Annotated in this window: 17 protein-coding genes; 5 read left to right on the forward strand and 12 right to left on the reverse strand. The window is 55.9% G+C overall.

Features of this window, described 5'->3' with window-relative positions:
* Window positions 1-121: 121 nt before the first annotated feature.
* Complete coding sequence (locus NQH49_RS21900; protein WP_256698835.1) at window positions 122-523, forward strand: H-NS family histone-like protein; 402 nt, start codon at window positions 122-124, stop codon at window positions 521-523.
* Window positions 524-589: 66 nt separating this feature from the next.
* Here the strand turns inward: NQH49_RS21900 and NQH49_RS21905 are convergent, their stop codons facing one another.
* From NQH49_RS21905 to NQH49_RS21920, 4 genes are all read right to left on the reverse strand, one after another.
* Complete coding sequence (locus tag NQH49_RS21905) at window positions 590-1,450, reverse strand: 5'-methylthioadenosine/S-adenosylhomocysteine nucleosidase (protein WP_256698836.1); 861 nt, start codon at window positions 1,448-1,450, stop codon at window positions 590-592.
* A gap of 137 nt (window positions 1,451-1,587) precedes the next feature.
* Entirely contained in the window at window positions 1,588-2,787 is a 1,200-nt protein-coding gene (locus NQH49_RS21910) for an aminotransferase class I/II-fold pyridoxal phosphate-dependent enzyme (RefSeq protein WP_256698837.1), read from the reverse strand.
* Between the two features lie 18 nt (window positions 2,788-2,805).
* On the reverse strand, window positions 2,806-4,107 hold the full coding sequence (locus NQH49_RS21915) for an LLM class flavin-dependent oxidoreductase (RefSeq protein ID WP_256698838.1): 1,302 nt from the start codon (window positions 4,105-4,107) through the stop codon (window positions 2,806-2,808).
* A 32-nt stretch (window positions 4,108-4,139) separates the two neighbouring features.
* Window positions 4,140-5,210, reverse strand: a complete 1,071-nt coding sequence (locus NQH49_RS21920) for an iron-containing alcohol dehydrogenase family protein (protein WP_256698839.1) — start codon at window positions 5,208-5,210, stop codon at window positions 4,140-4,142.
* A gap of 287 nt (window positions 5,211-5,497) precedes the next feature.
* On the opposite strand from NQH49_RS21920, the gene NQH49_RS21925 reads away from it, so the two are divergent.
* From NQH49_RS21925 to NQH49_RS21935, 3 genes are read left to right on the forward strand one after another with little or no spacing between them, the layout of a single operon-like run.
* Complete coding sequence (locus NQH49_RS21925; RefSeq protein WP_061719596.1) at window positions 5,498-6,043, forward strand: GNAT family N-acetyltransferase; 546 nt, start codon at window positions 5,498-5,500, stop codon at window positions 6,041-6,043.
* Window positions 6,040-7,182 (forward strand): amidohydrolase, encoded by a 1,143-nt coding sequence (locus NQH49_RS21930; RefSeq protein WP_256698840.1) that lies wholly within the window; start codon window positions 6,040-6,042, stop codon window positions 7,180-7,182. The genes NQH49_RS21925 and NQH49_RS21930 overlap by 4 nt, the downstream gene beginning before the upstream one ends.
* Window positions 7,182-8,495, forward strand: a complete 1,314-nt coding sequence (locus NQH49_RS21935; RefSeq protein ID WP_256698841.1) for an MmgE/PrpD family protein — start codon at window positions 7,182-7,184, stop codon at window positions 8,493-8,495. The genes NQH49_RS21930 and NQH49_RS21935 overlap by 1 nt, the downstream gene beginning before the upstream one ends.
* Here the strand turns inward: NQH49_RS21935 and NQH49_RS21940 are convergent.
* Complete coding sequence (locus tag NQH49_RS21940) at window positions 8,492-8,716, reverse strand: hypothetical protein (RefSeq protein WP_008103158.1); 225 nt, start codon at window positions 8,714-8,716, stop codon at window positions 8,492-8,494. The genes NQH49_RS21935 and NQH49_RS21940 overlap by 4 nt on opposite strands.
* Window positions 8,717-8,830: 114 nt before the next feature.
* Window positions 8,831-8,956, reverse strand: coding sequence for a hypothetical protein (locus tag NQH49_RS21945; RefSeq protein ID WP_008103156.1), 126 nt, complete (start codon window positions 8,954-8,956; stop codon window positions 8,831-8,833).
* A gap of 328 nt (window positions 8,957-9,284) precedes the next feature.
* Between NQH49_RS21945 and NQH49_RS21950 the strand changes: the two genes are divergently transcribed.
* Window positions 9,285-12,995, forward strand: coding sequence for an FAD-dependent oxidoreductase (locus tag NQH49_RS21950; RefSeq protein WP_256698842.1), 3,711 nt, complete (start codon window positions 9,285-9,287; stop codon window positions 12,993-12,995).
* Between the two features lie 80 nt (window positions 12,996-13,075).
* On the opposite strand, the gene NQH49_RS21955 is transcribed toward NQH49_RS21950, so the two are convergent.
* The 6 genes from NQH49_RS21955 to NQH49_RS21980 form a co-directional block, all read right to left on the reverse strand.
* Complete coding sequence (locus NQH49_RS21955) at window positions 13,076-13,441, reverse strand: type II toxin-antitoxin system PemK/MazF family toxin (RefSeq protein ID WP_256698843.1); 366 nt, start codon at window positions 13,439-13,441, stop codon at window positions 13,076-13,078.
* Complete coding sequence (locus NQH49_RS21960) at window positions 13,441-13,713, reverse strand: AbrB/MazE/SpoVT family DNA-binding domain-containing protein (RefSeq protein WP_110867195.1); 273 nt, start codon at window positions 13,711-13,713, stop codon at window positions 13,441-13,443. The genes NQH49_RS21955 and NQH49_RS21960 overlap by 1 nt, the downstream gene beginning before the upstream one ends.
* Window positions 13,714-13,800: 87 nt before the next feature.
* On the reverse strand, window positions 13,801-16,086 hold the full coding sequence (locus NQH49_RS21965) for a molybdopterin-dependent oxidoreductase (RefSeq protein ID WP_256698844.1): 2,286 nt from the start codon (window positions 16,084-16,086) through the stop codon (window positions 13,801-13,803).
* A 34-nt stretch (window positions 16,087-16,120) separates the two neighbouring features.
* Entirely contained in the window at window positions 16,121-16,882 is a 762-nt protein-coding gene (locus tag NQH49_RS21970; protein ID WP_256698845.1) for an amino acid ABC transporter ATP-binding protein, read from the reverse strand.
* Window positions 16,875-17,798, reverse strand: a complete 924-nt coding sequence (locus NQH49_RS21975; protein WP_256698846.1) for an amino acid ABC transporter permease — start codon at window positions 17,796-17,798, stop codon at window positions 16,875-16,877. Before NQH49_RS21975 ends, NQH49_RS21970 begins: the two co-directional genes overlap by 8 nt.
* Window positions 17,795-18,691 carry an ABC transporter substrate-binding protein gene (locus NQH49_RS21980; protein ID WP_256698847.1) on the reverse strand — a complete coding sequence of 299 codons (897 nt, stop codon included), beginning with the start codon at window positions 18,689-18,691 and terminating at the stop codon, window positions 17,795-17,797. Before NQH49_RS21980 ends, NQH49_RS21975 begins: the two co-directional genes overlap by 4 nt.
* Window positions 18,692-18,976 lie beyond the last annotated feature (285 nt).

Here is an 18,976-nt window from a genome sequence, read left to right on the forward strand (position 1 = left end):
ACATCTGATCACCCGGATATTTTCCGGACAATTCTGTCTGGAACAGATTATTTTAATTTGCCAAAAAATCTCGTAGAATGCTCTCCTTTACACCAGTCAAATAAGTAATAAGGATTTATTCATGAGCGATGCACTTAACGCATTGAACAATCTTCGCACGTTGCGTGCCGAAGCACGTAATATTGAGGTTACAGCATTAGAAGAGATGCTGGAAAAATTCGCCGTGGTAGTCGCAGAACGCCGTGAAGAAGCGGAAGCAGAAATTGCAGCCCAGCGCGAAAAAGAAGAAAAACTGGCGCTGTACAAAGAGATGTTGTTGAAAGACGGTATCGATATTAGTGACCTGTCGCAATTAAATACCCAGGAAAGCAAACCTAAGTCGAAACGCGCGCCGCGTCCCGCAAAGTATAAGTTCATCGACGAACAGGGTAACGAGAAATTGTGGACCGGCCAGGGCCGCACGCCTTCCCCGATTAAAGCCGCACTGGAAGCTGGCGGTTCGATGGATGATTTCCTGATTTAATCGGCGCATGCAGTACAAAGTGTGAACATGAAAACGCAGCGCAAGTGCTGCGTTTTTTTTTACTTATTATTTCTGCGCATTAATCTGTTTGATATACGCTTTTAAAACATCGTACACATAATCCTGGCAAGCGATACCGGTTTGCGCGTCGTATTTACCGTTGTTGGTGATGTTGTTAGATAACACACGAATACCGATAAACGGGATATTGAACAGCGATGAGATCTGCGCAGCCGACGCGGTTTCCATCTCCTCAACGGAGGTGTTGAAGTTCTCATGGAAGAAGCGAATACGGTCCAACTCGCTGTTCCACACATCAGCCGATCCGATCACGCCTTCCACTACTTTGCCTTGGGTGTAAGCCGGCATCGCCTGCTCAGCGGCTTTCATCAGCTGCGCATCGGCGGCAAACTGACGAATGCTGTGGGCATTTTTATCTTCACCTGCGCTGCCTTTTGAGGCCATCAAATCCATCGGTTTCCAATCAACGGAATTACTGCCCGCGCCCTGTAACTTGTGCGGCGTTTTAAACGCGCCGAGGTTGACCGAATATTTGCCCACGACAATGTCATAGACATGTAATGCCGGATCGTGACCGCCTGCAGTGCCCTGATTAATGATGGCTTTAGGTTTGAATTCCACTGCTGCAATCGAGGTTGCCGCCGCGACATTTGACATGCCTTTCAGCGTTTCAGAAACGATCACCGGATAACCTTCAACCGTGCCCTGCCAGAAACGCCATTCGCCAATCTGACGCTCTTTAGCATTTTCCAGTTTGGCGGCGAAATGCTCGGCTTCAACCGGCATTGCACCCTGAATAATGATCGGCGCCTGAGAAGTTTCTGTATTTGCCATAGCTTGCAGCGGCGCGAAAATAGCCAGGCCGCTAATTAAAGCGATATTGAGACTTAAGGATGGTTTAGACATGAAATAATAACCGGAAATAATGAAAGGCGCATTATGCGGGATGAAACGCGGGTTGGAAAGTTGTTAATTGACTCATAAAGTTATTGCATTAAGACGCCAGACAAAACCTAAGAATTATCTGGCGCATCTGGCAGGAATTAGCTTAATGCCGCACAGGCCTGCGCAATTCTGCGGCCCGCCTCACGCACCGTCGCAATATCGGTGGCAATGGATAAACGGAAATAAGGTGACAAACCATACGCGCTGCCCGCCACGCCCGATACCCCGCTTTCCAGCAGATAATTTATTACATCCTGCTCAGTTTCAATCTTCTGTCCATCGGGACGCGTTTTACCCAATAAACCGGCGCAGCGGCAGAAAATAAAGAACGCGCCATCTGGGTTGAGCACGTCAATTTCCTGCACCGGCTGTAAGAACGCCATAATTGCATCGCGGCGATCCTGATAAGCCGTGCGTTGCGGCGGCAGGAAGTCGAGTCCACCGTTATACGCCGCCACCGCCGCAGCCTGGCTGACCGCGCTGGCACCGGAACTGTTTTGCGACTGCACCACCACCATCGCGTCGATCAAGGCTTTTGGCCCGGCACCAAAACCAATGCGCCAGCCGGTCATGGCGTAGGTTTTCGACACGCCGCCCACCAGCAAAATGCGCTCGGCTAAATCCGGCGCGACGTGCAGCAAGCTGACGTGTTCACGGCCATCAAACAGAATATGTTCGTAGAGTTCATCCAGCATGATCAGCACATCAGGATGATCGCGTAGCACCGTCGCCAGCGCAGTCAGCTCATCAGCGCTATACACCATGCCGGAAGGATTGCCGGGATTGTTCAGCACCAGCCAGCGGGTTTTGCTGGTAATTGCCTGCGCCAGCTGCTGCGGCTGCAACTTGTATTCCTGCTCAAGCGGACACTCCAACAGCACCGCTTCACCGCCGTTGAAACGCACGCTATCCGGGAACGTCGGCCAATACGGCACCGGTACAATCACCTCATCGCCTTCATTCAGCGTGGCGGCAAAGGCGTTGAAGATGATCTGCTTGGCACCGTTAGCGATGCAGATTTGCCCCAGCTCATAATCGAGCTGGTTCTCATTCTTCAGCTTGGCTATCACCGCTTTGCGCAGCGGCGTGGTGCCGTTGGTTGGCGTGTAGCGCGTTTCACCGGCTTCCATCGCCGCCACCGCCGCCTGACGAATATGCGCAGGCGTATCAAAATCTGGCTCACCGGTGGTGAGATCGAGAATATCGACGCCCTGCTCTTTTAGCTGGCGCGTCAGTTGACGCGCCGCCGCATTGGCAGAGAGCGACACGGACTGCACACGCTTTGATAAGGTGACCATGTTGTGCTCCTGCAGGGATTAAGCCACCGGCAAGCCGAGGTTTTCACGCAGCGTGGCGAACTCGTAATCATCCCGGAACAGGCCGCGACGGCGCAGTTCCGGGATTACCAGCTCAACAAACAGATCCAGCTGCTCGGACATAATCGCCGGCATGATATTGAACCCATCCGCGCCGCCCTCGTTCAGCCACAGCTCGAAATCATCGGCGATATCTTCGGCGGTACCGACAATCACGCGATGTCCACGTGAACCGGCCGCTACCGCCGCCAGCTCGCGCAGCGTCAGATTTTCACGCTTCGCCATGTCGGTCATCAGTTTGACGCGGCTCTGGTTACCTTCGCCCAGCGGCACTTCTGGCACCGGACCATCCAGCGGGAACTGGCTGAGATCCATGCTGAAACGCAGCGACAGCTGACGCAGACCGTTTTCGATATCCACCAGCGTGTTGAGCTCTTTCCACAGCGCTTTGGCTTCTTCGCGCGTGTGGCCAACAATTGGCATCACGCCCGGCATGATCACCACGTGATCCGGATTACGTCCGGCGGCAATTACTTGATCTTTCTGCGAACGATAGAAGGTTTGCGCTTCTTCGAGGCTGGCCGCAGCGGTGAAGATCACTTCAGCGGTTTCCGCCGCCAGTTTCTGGCCATCGGCGGACGATCCGGCTTCGATGATCACCGGACGGCCTTGCGGTGAGCGGGTGATATTCAGCGGGCCTTGCACCTGGAAGTGTTCGCCCTGGTGGTTAATCGGCTGGATTTTGTCATCAACAAAGTACGCGCCGGTCTCTTTATTCGGCTGCACCGCGCCCTCTTCCCAGCCGGCCCACAGTTTTTCCGCTACTTCGAGGAATTCACGCGCCCGCGCATAACGCTCGGCGTGGTTCGGCATGTCGTTGCGGCTAAAGTTGCGTGCCACATCTGCGGAGAACGAGGTCACCACGTTCCATGCGGCGCGACCACGACTGATGTGATCCAGCGAGGAGAAGCTGCGCGCCATGGTAAACGGATCGCTGAAGGTGGTGGACGCGGTGGCCGCCAGACCGATGCGTTTAGTGTTGACCGCCAGCGCCGACAGCATGGTCAGCGGCTCCAGGCGCGCCATGGTCGATGGCAGGCGATACATGCTGGTGGCCAGCGCATCGCCGACGAAGAACAGATCGAATTTACCGGCTTCGGCTTTTTTTGCGATAGTGATCAGCCAGTCAATGTCAGTCGGATCGCCGAGTTTTTCCGTCAGGCGCCAGCCGCTGACGTGTTGTCCTACTGGCTGCACGAAAAGTCCTAAACGGATGCGGCGTTGTTGTTGTGAGTTAGCCATTAATTTGTCCTGGTCAATAAAAAGTGGTGCGATTAAAAAGTGTTCTCGGTCGCCAGCAGCGCCTGTTCCAGCGCATCAGCAGAGATGCGGAATGGCAGACGTTCGGCGCTGGACGCCGGGAATTTAATTTGTTCCGCGATAGTGCGGATCGTTGCCGCGCGGTCGCCGGTTAACGGTGCTAAGGTCAGCGGCATGTCGTACTCACGCAGCAGCGCCAGCAAATCGGCATCCGGCACGCCGTTATGTTCAATCAGCGATTGCACCAGCAGGCTGTAACCCACTTTTTCGCCGTGCAGCCATTCGTGCAGCTCCGGCTGATACGTCAGACGATTGTGAATGGCGTGGGCAAAACCCGGCGTGGGCAACACATCGCGCACGCTGTTGGCTAATCCGGCCAACACGATGTTGGCATCGATGATTTTCACCAGCTCCGGCGTGACAATCTGCTGTTCGTTAGCCGCAACCGCCGCTGCACCCAGCTCGCGATAGAGATCCAGTGCGCGTTTGGCAGTCATTACTTTGAGATCCAGCGCCAGATCGTGGGGATTGTTACGCTGATAAGGATAGAACTCGTAATATTTGGCCAGCGCATCAACGATGCCGGCTTTCAGATAACGCACGTCGCTGCGCGCGATAATCTCGCTATCCACCAACACCAAATCCGGCATTTTACCCAGCGGCTGGCTGCGCACATGGCCGCCCTGCTCATTGTAAACAATCGCTACCGGCGACCAGGCCGCGCAGGTTGCGGCAACCGTGGCGAAGTTGATCACGTTGAGATCGGGCAATTGGCTACCCACCGCTTTCGCCGCATCCAGCACGCGTCCGCCACCGACCGCAAACAGCAGTTCAACGCCCTGCTGCTCGACATTTTGCTTCAGGGTTGCAATCGCGGCATCGGTGCATTCACCGATCAGATACTCTATTTCCCAGCGAATAGCATTGGCTTCAAGGCTGTGGGTTAATTCCGGATTAACCGCCTGCCAGGCGCGAGGAGAAGTAAAGATGCGAATATGGGAAGCGTAAGGTTTGATAAATTCACCGGCGCGCGCACGCAAACCGGATTCATGTGCATATGCACGCGGAGATTTGATCGCTAACACGGCGTCACCCTGATTAAGAATAAGGCTATAACGGATTAAATTAAGATAATTCAGAGGGTTAATACAGAATAGTTATAGCGCTATGTATTTTCTGCATACTACGGTAAATAACGATTTAAGCAATGCAAAAGGGGTGATTTCATTTTCACAAATTCGCATTAGCTTAGTTATTTTTCACATATAGCGGGGAATGGCTTTGCTGGTAGTCTGATCTCTTTTGTATGAATGCCTGTTAGGTCGCCATTAATGGCGACCCTACAAAAGCGCATATTTTCCCGGGGATATCTATGTCACTTGAATTTCGTCAGGTCAGAGAAGACGAGGTGGAAACCTATCAGGCGCTGATGCATGCCGCGTATGCGCCTACGCTGGCACTGGGCATCAAGTTTGATGCCGCTACCGCCGACCTTGCCAAAACGTTACGTCATCTGCAAAGCCACGGCGTTTATGCCCTGTATGCCGATGAGGTGATGGTCTCATCCGTTACCGTACGTTATCCGTGGGGACCGCTGCCCGGCCCGTTTGGCCTGCCGCACATCGGCTGGTTTGGCGCGCATCCCGATTATCCCGGCAAGCAATATGGCCGTCAGGTGCAGGATCGCCTTGAGCAGGAGATTCTGCTGGGCCAATTACGCGCGCCTGCGGTGTCGCTCGGCACCGCCACCAGCCATCCGTGGCTGATCGAGATGTACAAAAAGCGCGGTTTCCAGCTGATGCACACCACCGATCTTGGCAAAGGCCACATTACGCAATATATGAAGAAAGTATTGGATGAAGCCGCCCACGATGCGTGGTTAACACGCCAGGCGGCGCAACAAGGAGTAACAGCATGAGCCAATCACTCGACACCTTAGGCGAACAGCTGATCGCTTTCCGCCATGAACTGCACCGTTTTCCTGAGCTCTCCAATCAAGAGTTTGAAACCACCGCACGTATTCGTCAGCAATTAGAGCAACACCAGATTCGCGTGCTGGATCTGCCGCTCAAAACCGGTTTAGTCGCGGAAATAGGTCGTGAAAACGGACCGCTGATGGTGCTACGTTCCGATATCGATGCGCTGCCGATTGAAGAGCAGTCGGATGTGAGCTTCCGTTCTGAACGTCCCGGCGTGATGCACGCCTGCGGCCACGACTTCCACAGTTCGGCGGCGCTGGGCGCGGCGATTCTGCTCAAACAGCAGGAAGATACGCTGCCAGGTCGCGTGCGCATTCTGTTCCAGGCGGCGGAAGAGACCGGCCAGGGCGCGCCCGATGTGATCGCTACTGGCGCGCTGGATGATGCGGTGGCTATTTTCGGCATCCACAACGATCCGTCGCTGCCGCCTGGCGTGATTGGCAGCAAAGCCGGTCCGTTAACGGCGGCGGTTGATCGCTTTGATATCAGCATCACCGGCATGGGTAGCCACGCCGCTAAACCGCATCAGGGCAACGATCCGATTGTGATTGCTGCGCAAATTATCTCGGCGGCGCAAACGCTGATCAGCCGCAATGCGCCATCCGGCGATAACGCGGTGGTCTCGATCACCCAGATTCATAGCGGCAGCACCTGGAACGTGATTCCGGATAGCGCCTGGCTGGAAGGCACGGTGCGCTCCTTCTCACAGAAGACGCGCGAACGTCTTGAACAGCGCTTCCGTGAGATCGTGCAAGGTATTGGCGCTGCCTTTGCCGCCGAGGTGAAATTCAACTGGCATGCAGGCCCGCCTTCGGTGGTGAATGACGCGCACTGGGCCGATTTTGCCTTGCAGCAGGCCAGCGCCAGCGGTTTTGAGGCGCGCGTGGTGGAAGCCAGCCCGATCGGCGAAGACTTCGCGTTCTATCAGCAACAGCTGCCAGGCGCGTTTATGATGATTGGCACCGGCGAGCCTTATGCGCTGCACCATCCGGCGTTCCGCATTAATGATGATGTGCTGCTGCCGACGTCGCGCTATCTCGCCAATCTGGCGGTCGCGGCCCTGAGGAGCGTGAGCTGATGAACCTGACTGCCGCGCTGGCTGAGCGCATTGTTCACAGCCAACCTGACGACCTTGCACGTGCTGCCGCACGCCAGGGCGTGCGTGATTTCCTCGCCGTCAGCTGGCCGGTATTGCAAGGCCAGGTGCCGGATAGCGGTTTACCGGCGCTGCGCAGCGTATATGGCGACGGCAGCGCGCGATCTCACGCGCTGCTGCTCGGTTATGCCAGCCACGCGTTGGATTACGATGATTTTCACGCGGATTTTCGCGGACATCCCAGCGTGGTGATTCTGCCCGCGCTGTTTGCCTGGCAGCAGCTGCAGCCTTCTGAGCTGGATCAGTTCCTTGATGCCTACGCGATTGGCGTTGAAGTCGCCGGACGTTTAGGTCTGGCCGTCAGCCAACAGCATTACGCCTTAGGCAATCACAATACCGCGACGCTCGGCACGGTTGCCGCCGCCGCCGCGCTGGCGCGGTTGCTGGCTTTAGATGTCTCTGCCATCGCGACGCTGATCGGCATCGCCACCACGCAGGCCAGCGGTTTACGCGCGCAGTTTGGTTCGGCGGTGAAGCCGCTGCACGCGGGGTTTGCGGCAGAACGCGCGGTGACCGCCGCCCAGCTTACGCTGGCGGGTTTTGATGGTAAGCAGGATGGCGTGATAGAAGCATTTATCTCTGCCACCAGCAACGGCCAGGCGCAGCCGGAAAAGCTGATTGATAACTGGGCGCAGCCGTGGCGTATCGTTACGCCTGGACTGGAGTTCAAACCCTTCCCCACCTGCGCTGGTACGCACAGCGCCGCCGAAGCCACGCGCATCTTGCGCAATGAATGGCTGGCGAGCGGTAAATCACTGGAAACATTGCTGCAAAGCATTAGCGAGATCAGCGTGGCGTTTCCGCCAGGCGGCGATATTGCCGCATCGGTGCACGTACCAACCAACGGCATTGAAGCGCGTTTCAGTCTGGAATACGTCATCGCCGCGATGCTGATTTATGGCGATTTGCGCTTGCAGGATTTTGCCGAAGGCGAGTTGAATCATGGCGTAATGCCGCTGGCGGCTAAGGTGCGTCGTACGCCAGATGAACGTGCGCCACCGGATGCGATTAACCCGGCGCTGCGTTTTCATCTGGTGACGATTAGGCTACGCGATGGCTTGCAGTTGCAGCATCACCGCACGCGTCAGCAATCGCTGGCCGATGCGGTGGATGTCGCAGGCAAGCTGCGCGCGGCACTGCAGCAGGAATCCCCGCAACGCCAGCAACAACTGCTAAACAGCAGCGAGCTGGCTAGCAGCGCGCATCTGGCGCAATTAACCCAGCTGCTGGGTTAGAGCGTTTCGACCGGCTCCAGCGCATCCTGAATGGCATCGGCCAGATTTGCGATCTCATTGGCAACCGCCTGCAAATCCCACGATGCCTTTGATCCGCTGGCAGAGGTTGAGGCGCTAACTGACTCTTTTGCCACCGCTAATGCCGCCGCAACCGCAACGGTGCGTTTATGTTGCTCAACCGTGACGCCAATCGCTGGCTGTGTGAAATAGTCGTTGACCATCGTATCTCTCCCTTAAGTGTTAAAAAAATAAATGAATCCTGGAGAGGTATTATGGGGGAATTACAGCAGAGTGCACTCTAAATAGTGAGCCGCCAGCGGCGGCTCGACCCATTTTCAGATTTTAGGTTGCTGATCTTCAGGGAATTCAGTATCGCGGGGTAAATCATCATCTTCGTCGGGTAATGTTTCATCATCACCTGGTAGTGGAATTACATCATCATCATCTGGACGTTCTGACATAGGACCCTCCGTAAACCCGAAGTGGGTTAATTAAAGTGTAGTGATGAAAAAAATTAATACTCGTGCTTCTTTTCAATATGTGAGTTAAGCGTAAGAATTAGTTTAACTATGTCATTTTATTTTAACTTTGCCGCTTCACTTAATTACGCAAAACTCACGCTAGGCTTATTTTCTTTTCAGCTCAGTGATTTGCGTTAAGCTAAAGCGTGGTTATAATTTTAATTAGTTTTAATATTCATTTAATAGGCCGCCATTAATGGCGACCCTACAATGTAGTTAATTTCTTTTATTTACTTAACTTTCCTGAATTTTATTCCGGGGGAACACCATGCCGCCATTTTCCAGCTTTTGGCAAGCCGGTTATGAGGGAGCGGATCATATCAATCCCTTCGGCGAACGGCTTTCAATGAATGCGCTGACCGACCATTTATCGCAATACCACAACGATTATGCCGCGCTGCAGCAGTTTGGCATAACCTCGGCCCGTGAAAGTATTGGCTGGCGACTGGCGGAAATGGAACCGCGCGCCACGCTCGAAAGTTTAAAAAAACGCATGAATTCAGCGCGCTCATTTGGCGTGCAAATTAACTGGACCTTTTGCCATTACGGCTGGCCGGACGATTTGACCTTATTTTCCAGCCAATTTGTGCCGCGCTTCGCCGCTTTTTGTCAGCGCATGGCGCTTTTTCTCGCGGAATATTATGAAGAGGCACCGATTTATTCACCGATGAATGAAATCTCGTTTATGGCATGGGGAATTTCTGTCGGCTTGTTTGGCAATAATGCACAAAGCGATCCCGATGAGATTAAACGTCAATTAATTCGCGCCACGCTGGCGGGTTGCGCTGCCATTCGCCGCGCCGATCCGCGTGCGCGTTTCCTGCACTGCGACCCGATTATTCATGTGGTGCCGGATGAAGACAGCGATGCGTGTCGACAGCGCACCCGCGATATCAACGCTTCGCAATATCAGGCGTGGGACATGATCGCCGGTTTGCGCGAGCCGGAACTCGGCGGCAAACCGCACTATCTCGATGTGGTCGGTGCCAATTATTACCACGGCAATCAGTGGCTCACCGGGTCCGGCTGTCGGCTGGAGTGGCATCTGGGCGATGCGCGCCGCGTGCCGCTGCATCCGCTGCTGACGCAGTTAACCGAACGTTACCAGCGGCCCATTTTGCTGGCGGAAACCAGCCACGTCGGCAGCGGACGCGCCGCCTGGCTTACCCAAGTGACCGCCGATGTCGCGCAAGCCCAACTCAACGGCAGTGATATTCGCGGCATCTGCCTCTACCCGATTATTGATCGCCCGCTTTGGGAAGATCTCCAGGACTGGCCACGCAGCGGATTGTGGGATGTCGATCCTCACAAAAAGCGCCTGCTGAACCCGGTTTATGCCGCGTCATTACAGCAATCACAACGAGTATTAGCCCGTTTTCAGAGACTTATCATCCCAAACAGCAGGCCAGAGGAAAGCACCATGCAACAATCCGTATTAGTGGTATTCAGTCATTTACGTTGGGGATTTGTTTTTCAACGTCCACAGCATCTGTTGTCGCGCCTCGCCCAGTTCCACCGCATTGTGTTTATCGAAGAACCAATTTATCAGCCCGGTGAAGCCGCGTTACGCCACTATCAACCGGCACCGAATGTGACGGTGATCGAGCCGCATACCGATGTGGCCGCGCCCGGCTTCCACGACAGCCAAATCGCTGTGCTGCAGCCGCTACTGGCCGAGCTGCTGGATGACGATGAAACGCCGCTGGTGTGGTTTTACACGCCGATGGCGCTGCCGCTTTTGGCCTGCTTCACCCCGAGCGCGATTATCTATGACTGCATGGATGAGCTTTCCGCCTTTAATCAGGCACCGCGTCAACTGCAGCAGCGTGAATCGGCGCTGTTGAGCCGTGCTGATTTGGTGTTTACCGGCGGCACCAGCCTGTATGAAGCGAAGAAACATCGCCATCCGCAGGTTTACTGCTATCCAAGCAGCGTCGATGCGGGACATTTTGAACAAGCGCTGGACCGCACTAACGGCCATCCGCTGCAGGAAAACCTGCCCAAGCCGCGCCTCGGCTATTACGGCGTGATTGATGAACGCCTCGACCTGACGCTGATTGCCGCGCTAGCAGATGCGCATCCTGACTGGCAGATCGTGATGGTCGGCCCGGTGGTAAAAATTGACGTCGCCAGCCTACCGCAGCGCAGCAATCTGCATTGGTTTGGACAGCAACCTTACGCCGCCTTGCCGCACTTTCTCGCTGGCTGGGATCTGTGCCTGATGCCGTTCGCGCTCAATCCATCGACGCGTTTTATTAGCCCGACCAAAGTGCTGGAATACATGGCGGCGCAGCTGCCGATCGTCAGCACCGCGATTGCCGATGTGGTGCGCCATTACGCCGAGGTGGTGAGCATCGCCGATTCTCATCAGAGCTTTATTCAGGCCTGCGATGCCGCGCTCAACATGCCGCTCGAAACCCGCTATCAGCTGGCGAAAAACATGGCGGCACGCGTTGCGGCAACTTCGTGGGATCGCACCGCTGAAGAGATGCAGGCGCATATCGTGGCGCTGACGAAACGCCCGATTTCCCAGCCCGACGTGGCCGCCGCCCGTCCACCAGCGCAGGCGTACAATACTGTTGAGTGCTTGATTCTCGGCGCCGGACCAACCGGATTGAGCGCCGGTTATCACTACGGCGCGGGCGCGGTGGTGCTGGAGAAAAATGCCAGCGTGGGCGGCTGGTGCCGTTCGGTCGAGGATCAGGGATTCACCTTCGATCACGCCGGCCACATTATGTTCTCCAACGATCCTTACGTGTTGCGTTTGTACGACATCCTGCTGGGCGACAATCAGCACTGGCAAACGCGTGAAGCCTGGGTTTACAGCCATGATGTTTACACCCGTTATCCGTTCCAGTCGGCACTGCACGGCTTGCCCGCCGAGGTGATTGGCGAGTGCGTGTTGGGTGCGATTGAGGCGCGCTATGCTTCACCTCCCGCTTTGCAGGCAGTCGCCACCGAAGCACGTCGCGACTGCTGCGCCGATGGCGCCATCCCGGACGGTGAAAGCCTGGCCTGTCCGCCGGAGAGCGAAGATTTTGAGAGCTTCATTTTCCGTACCTGGGGCAAAGGCATCGCGCGACATTTCGCCCTGCCGTATAACCAGAAACTGTGGAAAACCCCGTTGGTGAATATGGAGACCTCATGGCTTGGCGGACGCGTGCCGCTACCAGATTTGGAGCAGATCATTTCAGGCGCGCTGGCGCCGCTGGATAAGCCGGTCGGTCCCAACGCGCGCTTTGGCTATCCGCTGCGCGGCGGTTTTCAGGCACTGATGGAAGGATTTCTGCCCCATCTGAATTGCGCGCTGGAGATGGAAGCGGACGTCAGTGATATCCAGCCGCTGCAACGGCGCGTGCTGTTGCGTGATGGTCGACAGTTCCATTATGACCAGATGATCAGCACCCTGCCGCTGCCGGAGCTGGTGCGATTGATGGGCAGCTTTGCGCCCGAGGCGGTGCAGAAAGCGGCGCAGCAGTTGCGCCATATCTCGGTGCGCTGCGTCAATCTGGGCATTGGCCGCGCGGATATCAGCGACAAGCACTGGATTTACTATCCCGGCAACACGCTGTTCCATCGCATCTTTTTACAGGGCAACGCCAGCCCGCACTGTAATCCACAAGGCGGTTTTGGCCTGACCTGCGAAATGACCTATCGCGCCGATCAGCCGCTGCCTTGTGAAGGTGATGCGTTGATTGAACGCTGTATCGCAGATTGCATTCGGGTCGGCATCATCAATGCCGATGATGAAATCGTGACCGCCAGTGAAGTGGATATGCCGTACGCCTATGTGGTGTACGACCATCAACGCACCGCTAACGTTACACTCATTCGCAGCTGGCTGGTGACGCAAGGCATCCATCTTTCCGGGCGCTACAGCGAGTGGGAATATTACAACTCGGACCACGCGTTCCTCGCCGGAAAACGTGCAGCGGAAACGGTGAAAGAATTGACGCAAAACCGGAAAACCACGGCGTGAGATGAAAAAGCGGGTCATTTAAGCGGCAATTGGTCGCCATGAATGGCGACCCTAAGAATGTTGAGTGAGTTTTCAGCGTTTCAACGCGGATCAATCAAATCCACCACCATCGACAGGATTTCGTCCATGATGTGTGGTTCAACTTTCGCGGCAAAGCTCGCCTTACGCGCGGTTAGATCAAGCGAACGAAGTTGATAACACAAGGCAACGCCGGTTACGCTGCCGGTATCCGTGCTATTGCCATCCAGATACACCGCAACAGCCTGCGAGCGCGAAGCGCCGCCACCGCTGGTTACCGGAATACAAACCGCTGTCCCAAGCGCGGCGACGAGTTCCCGCCGTGAAATCACCAGATAATAATGCGGCCCTTTAAACTCCCTGCCTTCAACGGTATCGCCGTTGACGTGCCAGATTTCACCTAACTGCGGAACTCTGCGCGATATCATTAGATAGCCTCCTTGCCCTGCGGTTTATCCTGCAAGTCGTCGCTGACGGCTTCATTAAACTGGCGAATCTCTTCCTGATCAATGCCAGCTAACAGTTGGTCCATTGTTTTCCTGCCGCGTGCGAGCCGGTTAACAGGTTTGATGTTGATTGACTCGTCAGTTGCAGTCACATCCAGCTCAATGCCCACATGCCAACCGGCTTTGGTCGCAATATCACTGGGAATTGTTAGCACGACGGCTCCGCCTTGCTGACGCAGTTTGGTTAATGCCATACATCCTCCAAAGTGTAACTTTGTCACACTGAGTCTATCACCCAGTGAGACAAAGTCACACTTTGTTTTATTGAGATACGTCTGCTTTTAGACTGGCGGATTAAACGCCTGTACCGGCGTCACTTCGCCGCGATATTTACGCACTTGCACCACGGTAATTTGTCCGCTGCAGCCTTGTGCCAGCGACGAGGTGCCGATATCCAGCGTCAGCACATTGGGATTGCCGTGACGACACAGCGGACGCAGCGCGGTGGGATCGACCGGATCGTACCAGGCGCCGGTCGGCAACTGCACCACGCCGCGCATAATGGATTCGGTCAAACGCGCACTGGCGAGTACGTGGCCGCGCGCGTTATAGAGCTCGATGATATCGCCATCGTTAATACCCAACGCGGCCGCATCAGCCGGATGCAAACTGCACACTTCGCGGCCATCGCGTTTACCGCTCAGGCTGTAATCCCCAAAATCGAGCTGGCTGTGCAAGCGCGTCGCCGGCTGATTGGCAATCAGCCAGAACGGATGATCGGCATTCGGTTGCTGCTGCGGCTCGCGCCATACCGGATGACCGGGACAGTTTTCATAATTAAAGCTGGCGATGGTGGCGGAGAAAATTTCGATTTTCCCACTCGGCGTCGGCAGCGGCGACGCTTCTGGATCGGCGCGGAACGCGTTAATCATGCGGCCGCCATCTTTCAGCTGCGGCAGCTCCAGCACGCCTTGTTGCCAGAACTTCTCGAAGTCGGGGATCTCAACCTGATGCGCCGCCAGCTTCTGTTGCAGCTGAGCGTAATGATGCTGCAACCAGCCGCGCGTATCGCGTCCTTCGGTGAAGGCTTCTTCCCGCCCTAAACGGCGTGCCAGCTCGGTGAAAATCGCGTAATCATCTTTGGCTTCGCCGAATGGCTGCGACACCGGCTGCATGGCAAACAAATGGCGATCGGTAGGTGCGCCGCCAATGTCTTCGCGCTCCAGCGTCATGGTGGCGGGCAAGACGATATCGGCATGGCGCGCGCTGGCGGTCCAGGCGATTTCATGGACGATCAGCGTATCCAGCTGGCAGAAAGCCTGACGCAGGCGCGCGAGATCCTGATGATGGTGGAACGGATTGCCGCCCGCCCAATATGCCAGACGGATGTGTGGATAGGTTAAGCGGCGGCCATTGTAGTCAAATTGTTTGCCGGGATTGAGCAGCATATCGGCGATACGCGCTACCGGAATCAGGCGATCGATGCCGTTCTTGCCCTGCGGCAGTGCCGGGAAACTCACCAGATTGTGATGCTTGCCGTAATGGCCTATCGCGCCAAGCGCATAGGTGTAGCCACCGCCCGGCAAGCCCGGCTGACCGAGCGCGGCCGCCAGCACCAATCCCAGCCATACCGGTTGTTCGCCGTTTTCGGCGCGCTGCAAGGCATGCGCCACCGTCACCAGCACGCGTTTGCCGTGCAACTGGCGGGCGAAATCCCTGATGAACTCCGCGCTGACGCCGCAAATTTCTGCTGCCCACGCCGCATCGCGCGGCGTGCCATCTTCTTCGCCACGAATGTAGGCCGCCATTTCTGGCCAGCCCACGGTGTAGCGCGCGAGGAAAGCCTCGTCGGTCAGCTGTTCTGCGATCAATACCGATAACACGCCAAGGATGAAGGCCGCGTCAGTGCCCGGTCGCAGCGCCAGCCATTCGCCCTGCGCTTCCTCAGGCAGATCGCTTTTCAGCGGGCTAACCGAGATAAAGCGCGTGCCACGCTGCGCCGCCTGCTGCATAAAGCCGCGCTCGGTGTGTTCGCTCAAGCCGCCGCTGGCGACCTGTGAGTTTTTTAATGCTAAACCGCCAAATGCCAGCACGATTTCGCTGTGCTGGGCGATCTCTTCCCAACTGACGCCGCGACGGGCAATTTCATTCATGTCGCCGACGATATGTGGCAGCAACACCGACGCAGAGCCGGAGCTGTAGCTGTTAACCGAGCGCACGTAGCCGCCGAGCGTGGTGTTGAGGAAGCGATGCACCTGACTTTGTGCGTGGTGGAAGCGCCCCGCGCTTGACCATCCGTAAGAGCCGCCGAAGATGCCTTCCGGGCCATAAGTGTCGCCGACGCGTTGCAGTTCGCGCGTTACTAACGCGTAAGCGTCATCCCAGCTCACCGCGACGTACTCATCGTTGCCACGACGATCGTCCGGGCCTGGTCCGTTCTCCAGCCAGCCACGACGCACCATTGGACGGGAAACGCGCGCCGGATGGTTTAATGCAGTGCGGAAATTTTGCAGCAGCGGACTGGGATCAGGATCGCCCTTAAACGGTTCGATGGTGAGCCGATCGCCCTGTTGCTGGGCATGAAAAGCGCCCCAATGGGCGCTGTGCATTACCGGTTTTTGCGTCATCACTGTTCCTGGCATCAAAAAAGAAAAACGGTGCCTAAAGCACCGTTGCAATAAAGTTTCTTACGCGCCCGTTTTCCGGGTCGTCGAGCACTTGCTGGGTTGGCCCCGCCGCCACGATTTTGCCGCTTTCCATAAACACAATGTTGTCGGCTACCTCGCGCGCAAAACCAATCTCGTGGGTGACCACCACCATGGTGATGCCAGAGTGCGCCAGCTGTTTAATCACCTGCAGCACTTCGCCAACCAGTTCGGGGTCGAGCGCTGACGTCGGTTCATCAAACAGCATCACGCCGGGATCCATCGCCAGCGCGCGGGCAATCGCCACACGCTGCTGCTGTCCGCCGGAGAGATTCTGCGGCCACTCTTCTTCGCGGCCTGACAAACCCACTTGCTTCAGCAGCGACAGCGCTTTGCTGGTCGCCTGCTGACGGCTCTGCTTCTTCACGCGCATCGGCGCATCCACAATGTTCTGCAATACGGTGCGGTGCGGGAACAGGTTGAACTGCTGGAACACCATGCCGATTTCGGCACGCTGACGCGCAACTTCACTGCTGCTTAACTCGTGCAGCGCCTGGCCTTTCTGCTTGTAGCCGATGATCTCGCCGCCGATGCGAATGGTGCCGCCATCCAGTTTTTCCAGATGGTTAATGCAGCGCAGCAGCGTGGATTTCCCGGAACCGGATGGCCCAAGGATCACCGTGACTGAACCGGCAGGAATATCCAGGTTCACTTCATCCAGAATGGTGACGCCAGAGAAGCGTTTGGTGACTTTACGTAATGCGATCGCCTCACCCATTGCTGACGCTCCTTTCTGCTTTCGCCGCTGAAAAACCCGGCAGCGATTTCAGCAAACTGCGTTTTTCCCGGCGCGTGACGCCACGCCCAAAATAGCGTTCCACATAGAACTGACCGACTGACAGCACCGAGGTCATCAGCAGATACCACAAGGTTGCCACCAGCAGCAGCGGAATCACTTCATAGGTGCGCTGGTAAATAATCTGCGCCGAGAACAGTACGTCCTGCAGCGAGATCACGGACACCACCGCCGTGGTTTTCAGCTGACCAATGATTTCGTTGCCGGCTGGCGGCATGATGGCGCGCATCGCCTGCGGTAGCACGGTGTGACGGAAAATCTGTGAAGGGCGATAGCCAAGCGCACGCGCGGCTTCCAGTTGGCCGTTGCCGACGCTCTGGATACCGGCACGCACAATTTCAGCGGCATAAGCGGATTGGTGCATCACCAGCGCGATCACCGCCGCACTGAATGGGCTGACTAACGCGTTAGATTGCGTGCTCCAGATTTCGCCGAGGCCCGGAATCGACAAGGCGATGGTGGGATAAAGCGCCGCGATGTTGTACCACAGGAACAGTTGCACCAGCATCGGCACACCACGGAAGAACCAGGTATAAAACCAGCTCACCCCCACCAGTACCGGATTGGAGGAGAGGCGCATCAGGGCCAGCACCGTACCAAAAGCAAAACCCAGCACCACAGAGATTGCGGTGAGCTGCAGCGTCATTAATACGCCTTGCAGGATCGATTCGCCGGTAAAGTTCTCCGCAATCACGCTCCATTCGAAGCGTGGATTGTTAATCATCGAGTTCGCCATCGCCACCACGCACAACAGCACCACCAGCGCACTCAGCCAGCGTCCGTAGTAACGTTTGCCGACGATTTTCAAATCGCCGGTGTGGTCGTGAAAATCACTCATTGAAAGATTTCCTGATTGCGTTTGGCTTCTTTAACAGCGCCAAAGCCGATGCCCCAGTTGTCGAGGATCTTGTTATAGCTGCCATCTTTGATCAGCGAGTTCAGCGCGGCTTGTACGGCGGGCTCCAGCGCAGAATCTTTCGGGAACGCAACGGAGACTGGCGCATCGTGTACGGTGATTTCGCCGCTCATGGTCAGCGGTTTGATCACTTTCACCTGCCACAGCAAGCCTTCATACGGGCCAAGGAACATCGGCACGCGACCGCTTACCACCGCCTGCACACCAGCTGGACGATCCGGGAATACTGAAACTTTGATTGGCTTTTTACCGGCCGCTTCACAGGCTTTGCTGGCGTCTTCAAGGCGCGTGACCTGCGTGGTACCGGAACCGGCACCCACTTCTTTACCGCATACGTCAGCCAGTTCTTTGAATGGTGCGATGTTGGCATCTTTACGCGCGATAATGCCGAGGCGGCTGGCATCGTAGTAACCGACGAAGTCGATGATTTTGGCACGCGCTGGCGTGGCATTGATGTTGGAGAGCGCCACATCGTAACGACCGGTTTTCAGGCCAGGAATGATGTTGTCGAATCCGCCGGTGTCGCGCCACTGAACCTGGATTCCCAAGCGTTCGCCCACGGCATTCATGATATCGATTTCACGACCGGCCAAGGTTTTGTTGTCTTCTTTATAGAAGGTGGTTGGCGGCGTGTTGGGGTTGGTTCCGGCAACAATGTAGCCACGTTTCACCACATCCGCCGGCAGCAAACTTTTCAGCGCGGGATCGGCCTGCACGTGGATTGAGCTGTCAGTTGGGACGGATTCATCGGCGGCGAACGCGGTGTGTGCACTCAGCGCGAGCGCAAGAATTGTCATGCCTTTGGCGAATTTCACTGGAACCTTTCTCCTGATTTATAAAAAGTTTCCCCACAGGGAAAAGGCGTTGAGGTAGCGATGGTTTTGTCTCCTGACTCACCTCACGCGAAAGGCGCGTGGCGGAAGGAATTGTCATCCTCAGAACGTCCCGCTGAACATTCTCTGGAAGATAGATAACAATCACAAATGCGAAAAAAACATATCTATTGCCGAAATATGGCAATAGCCGCAAGCACGGTTGCAAGGCGGGATTTCCGCACCAGTTTGGCATCCAAGACTCAACAGAATTCAGAATTTGCTAAT

It is taken from the genome of Pantoea trifolii, assembly GCF_024506435.1.
Taxonomy (GTDB): domain Bacteria; phylum Pseudomonadota; class Gammaproteobacteria; order Enterobacterales; family Enterobacteriaceae; genus Pantoea; species Pantoea trifolii.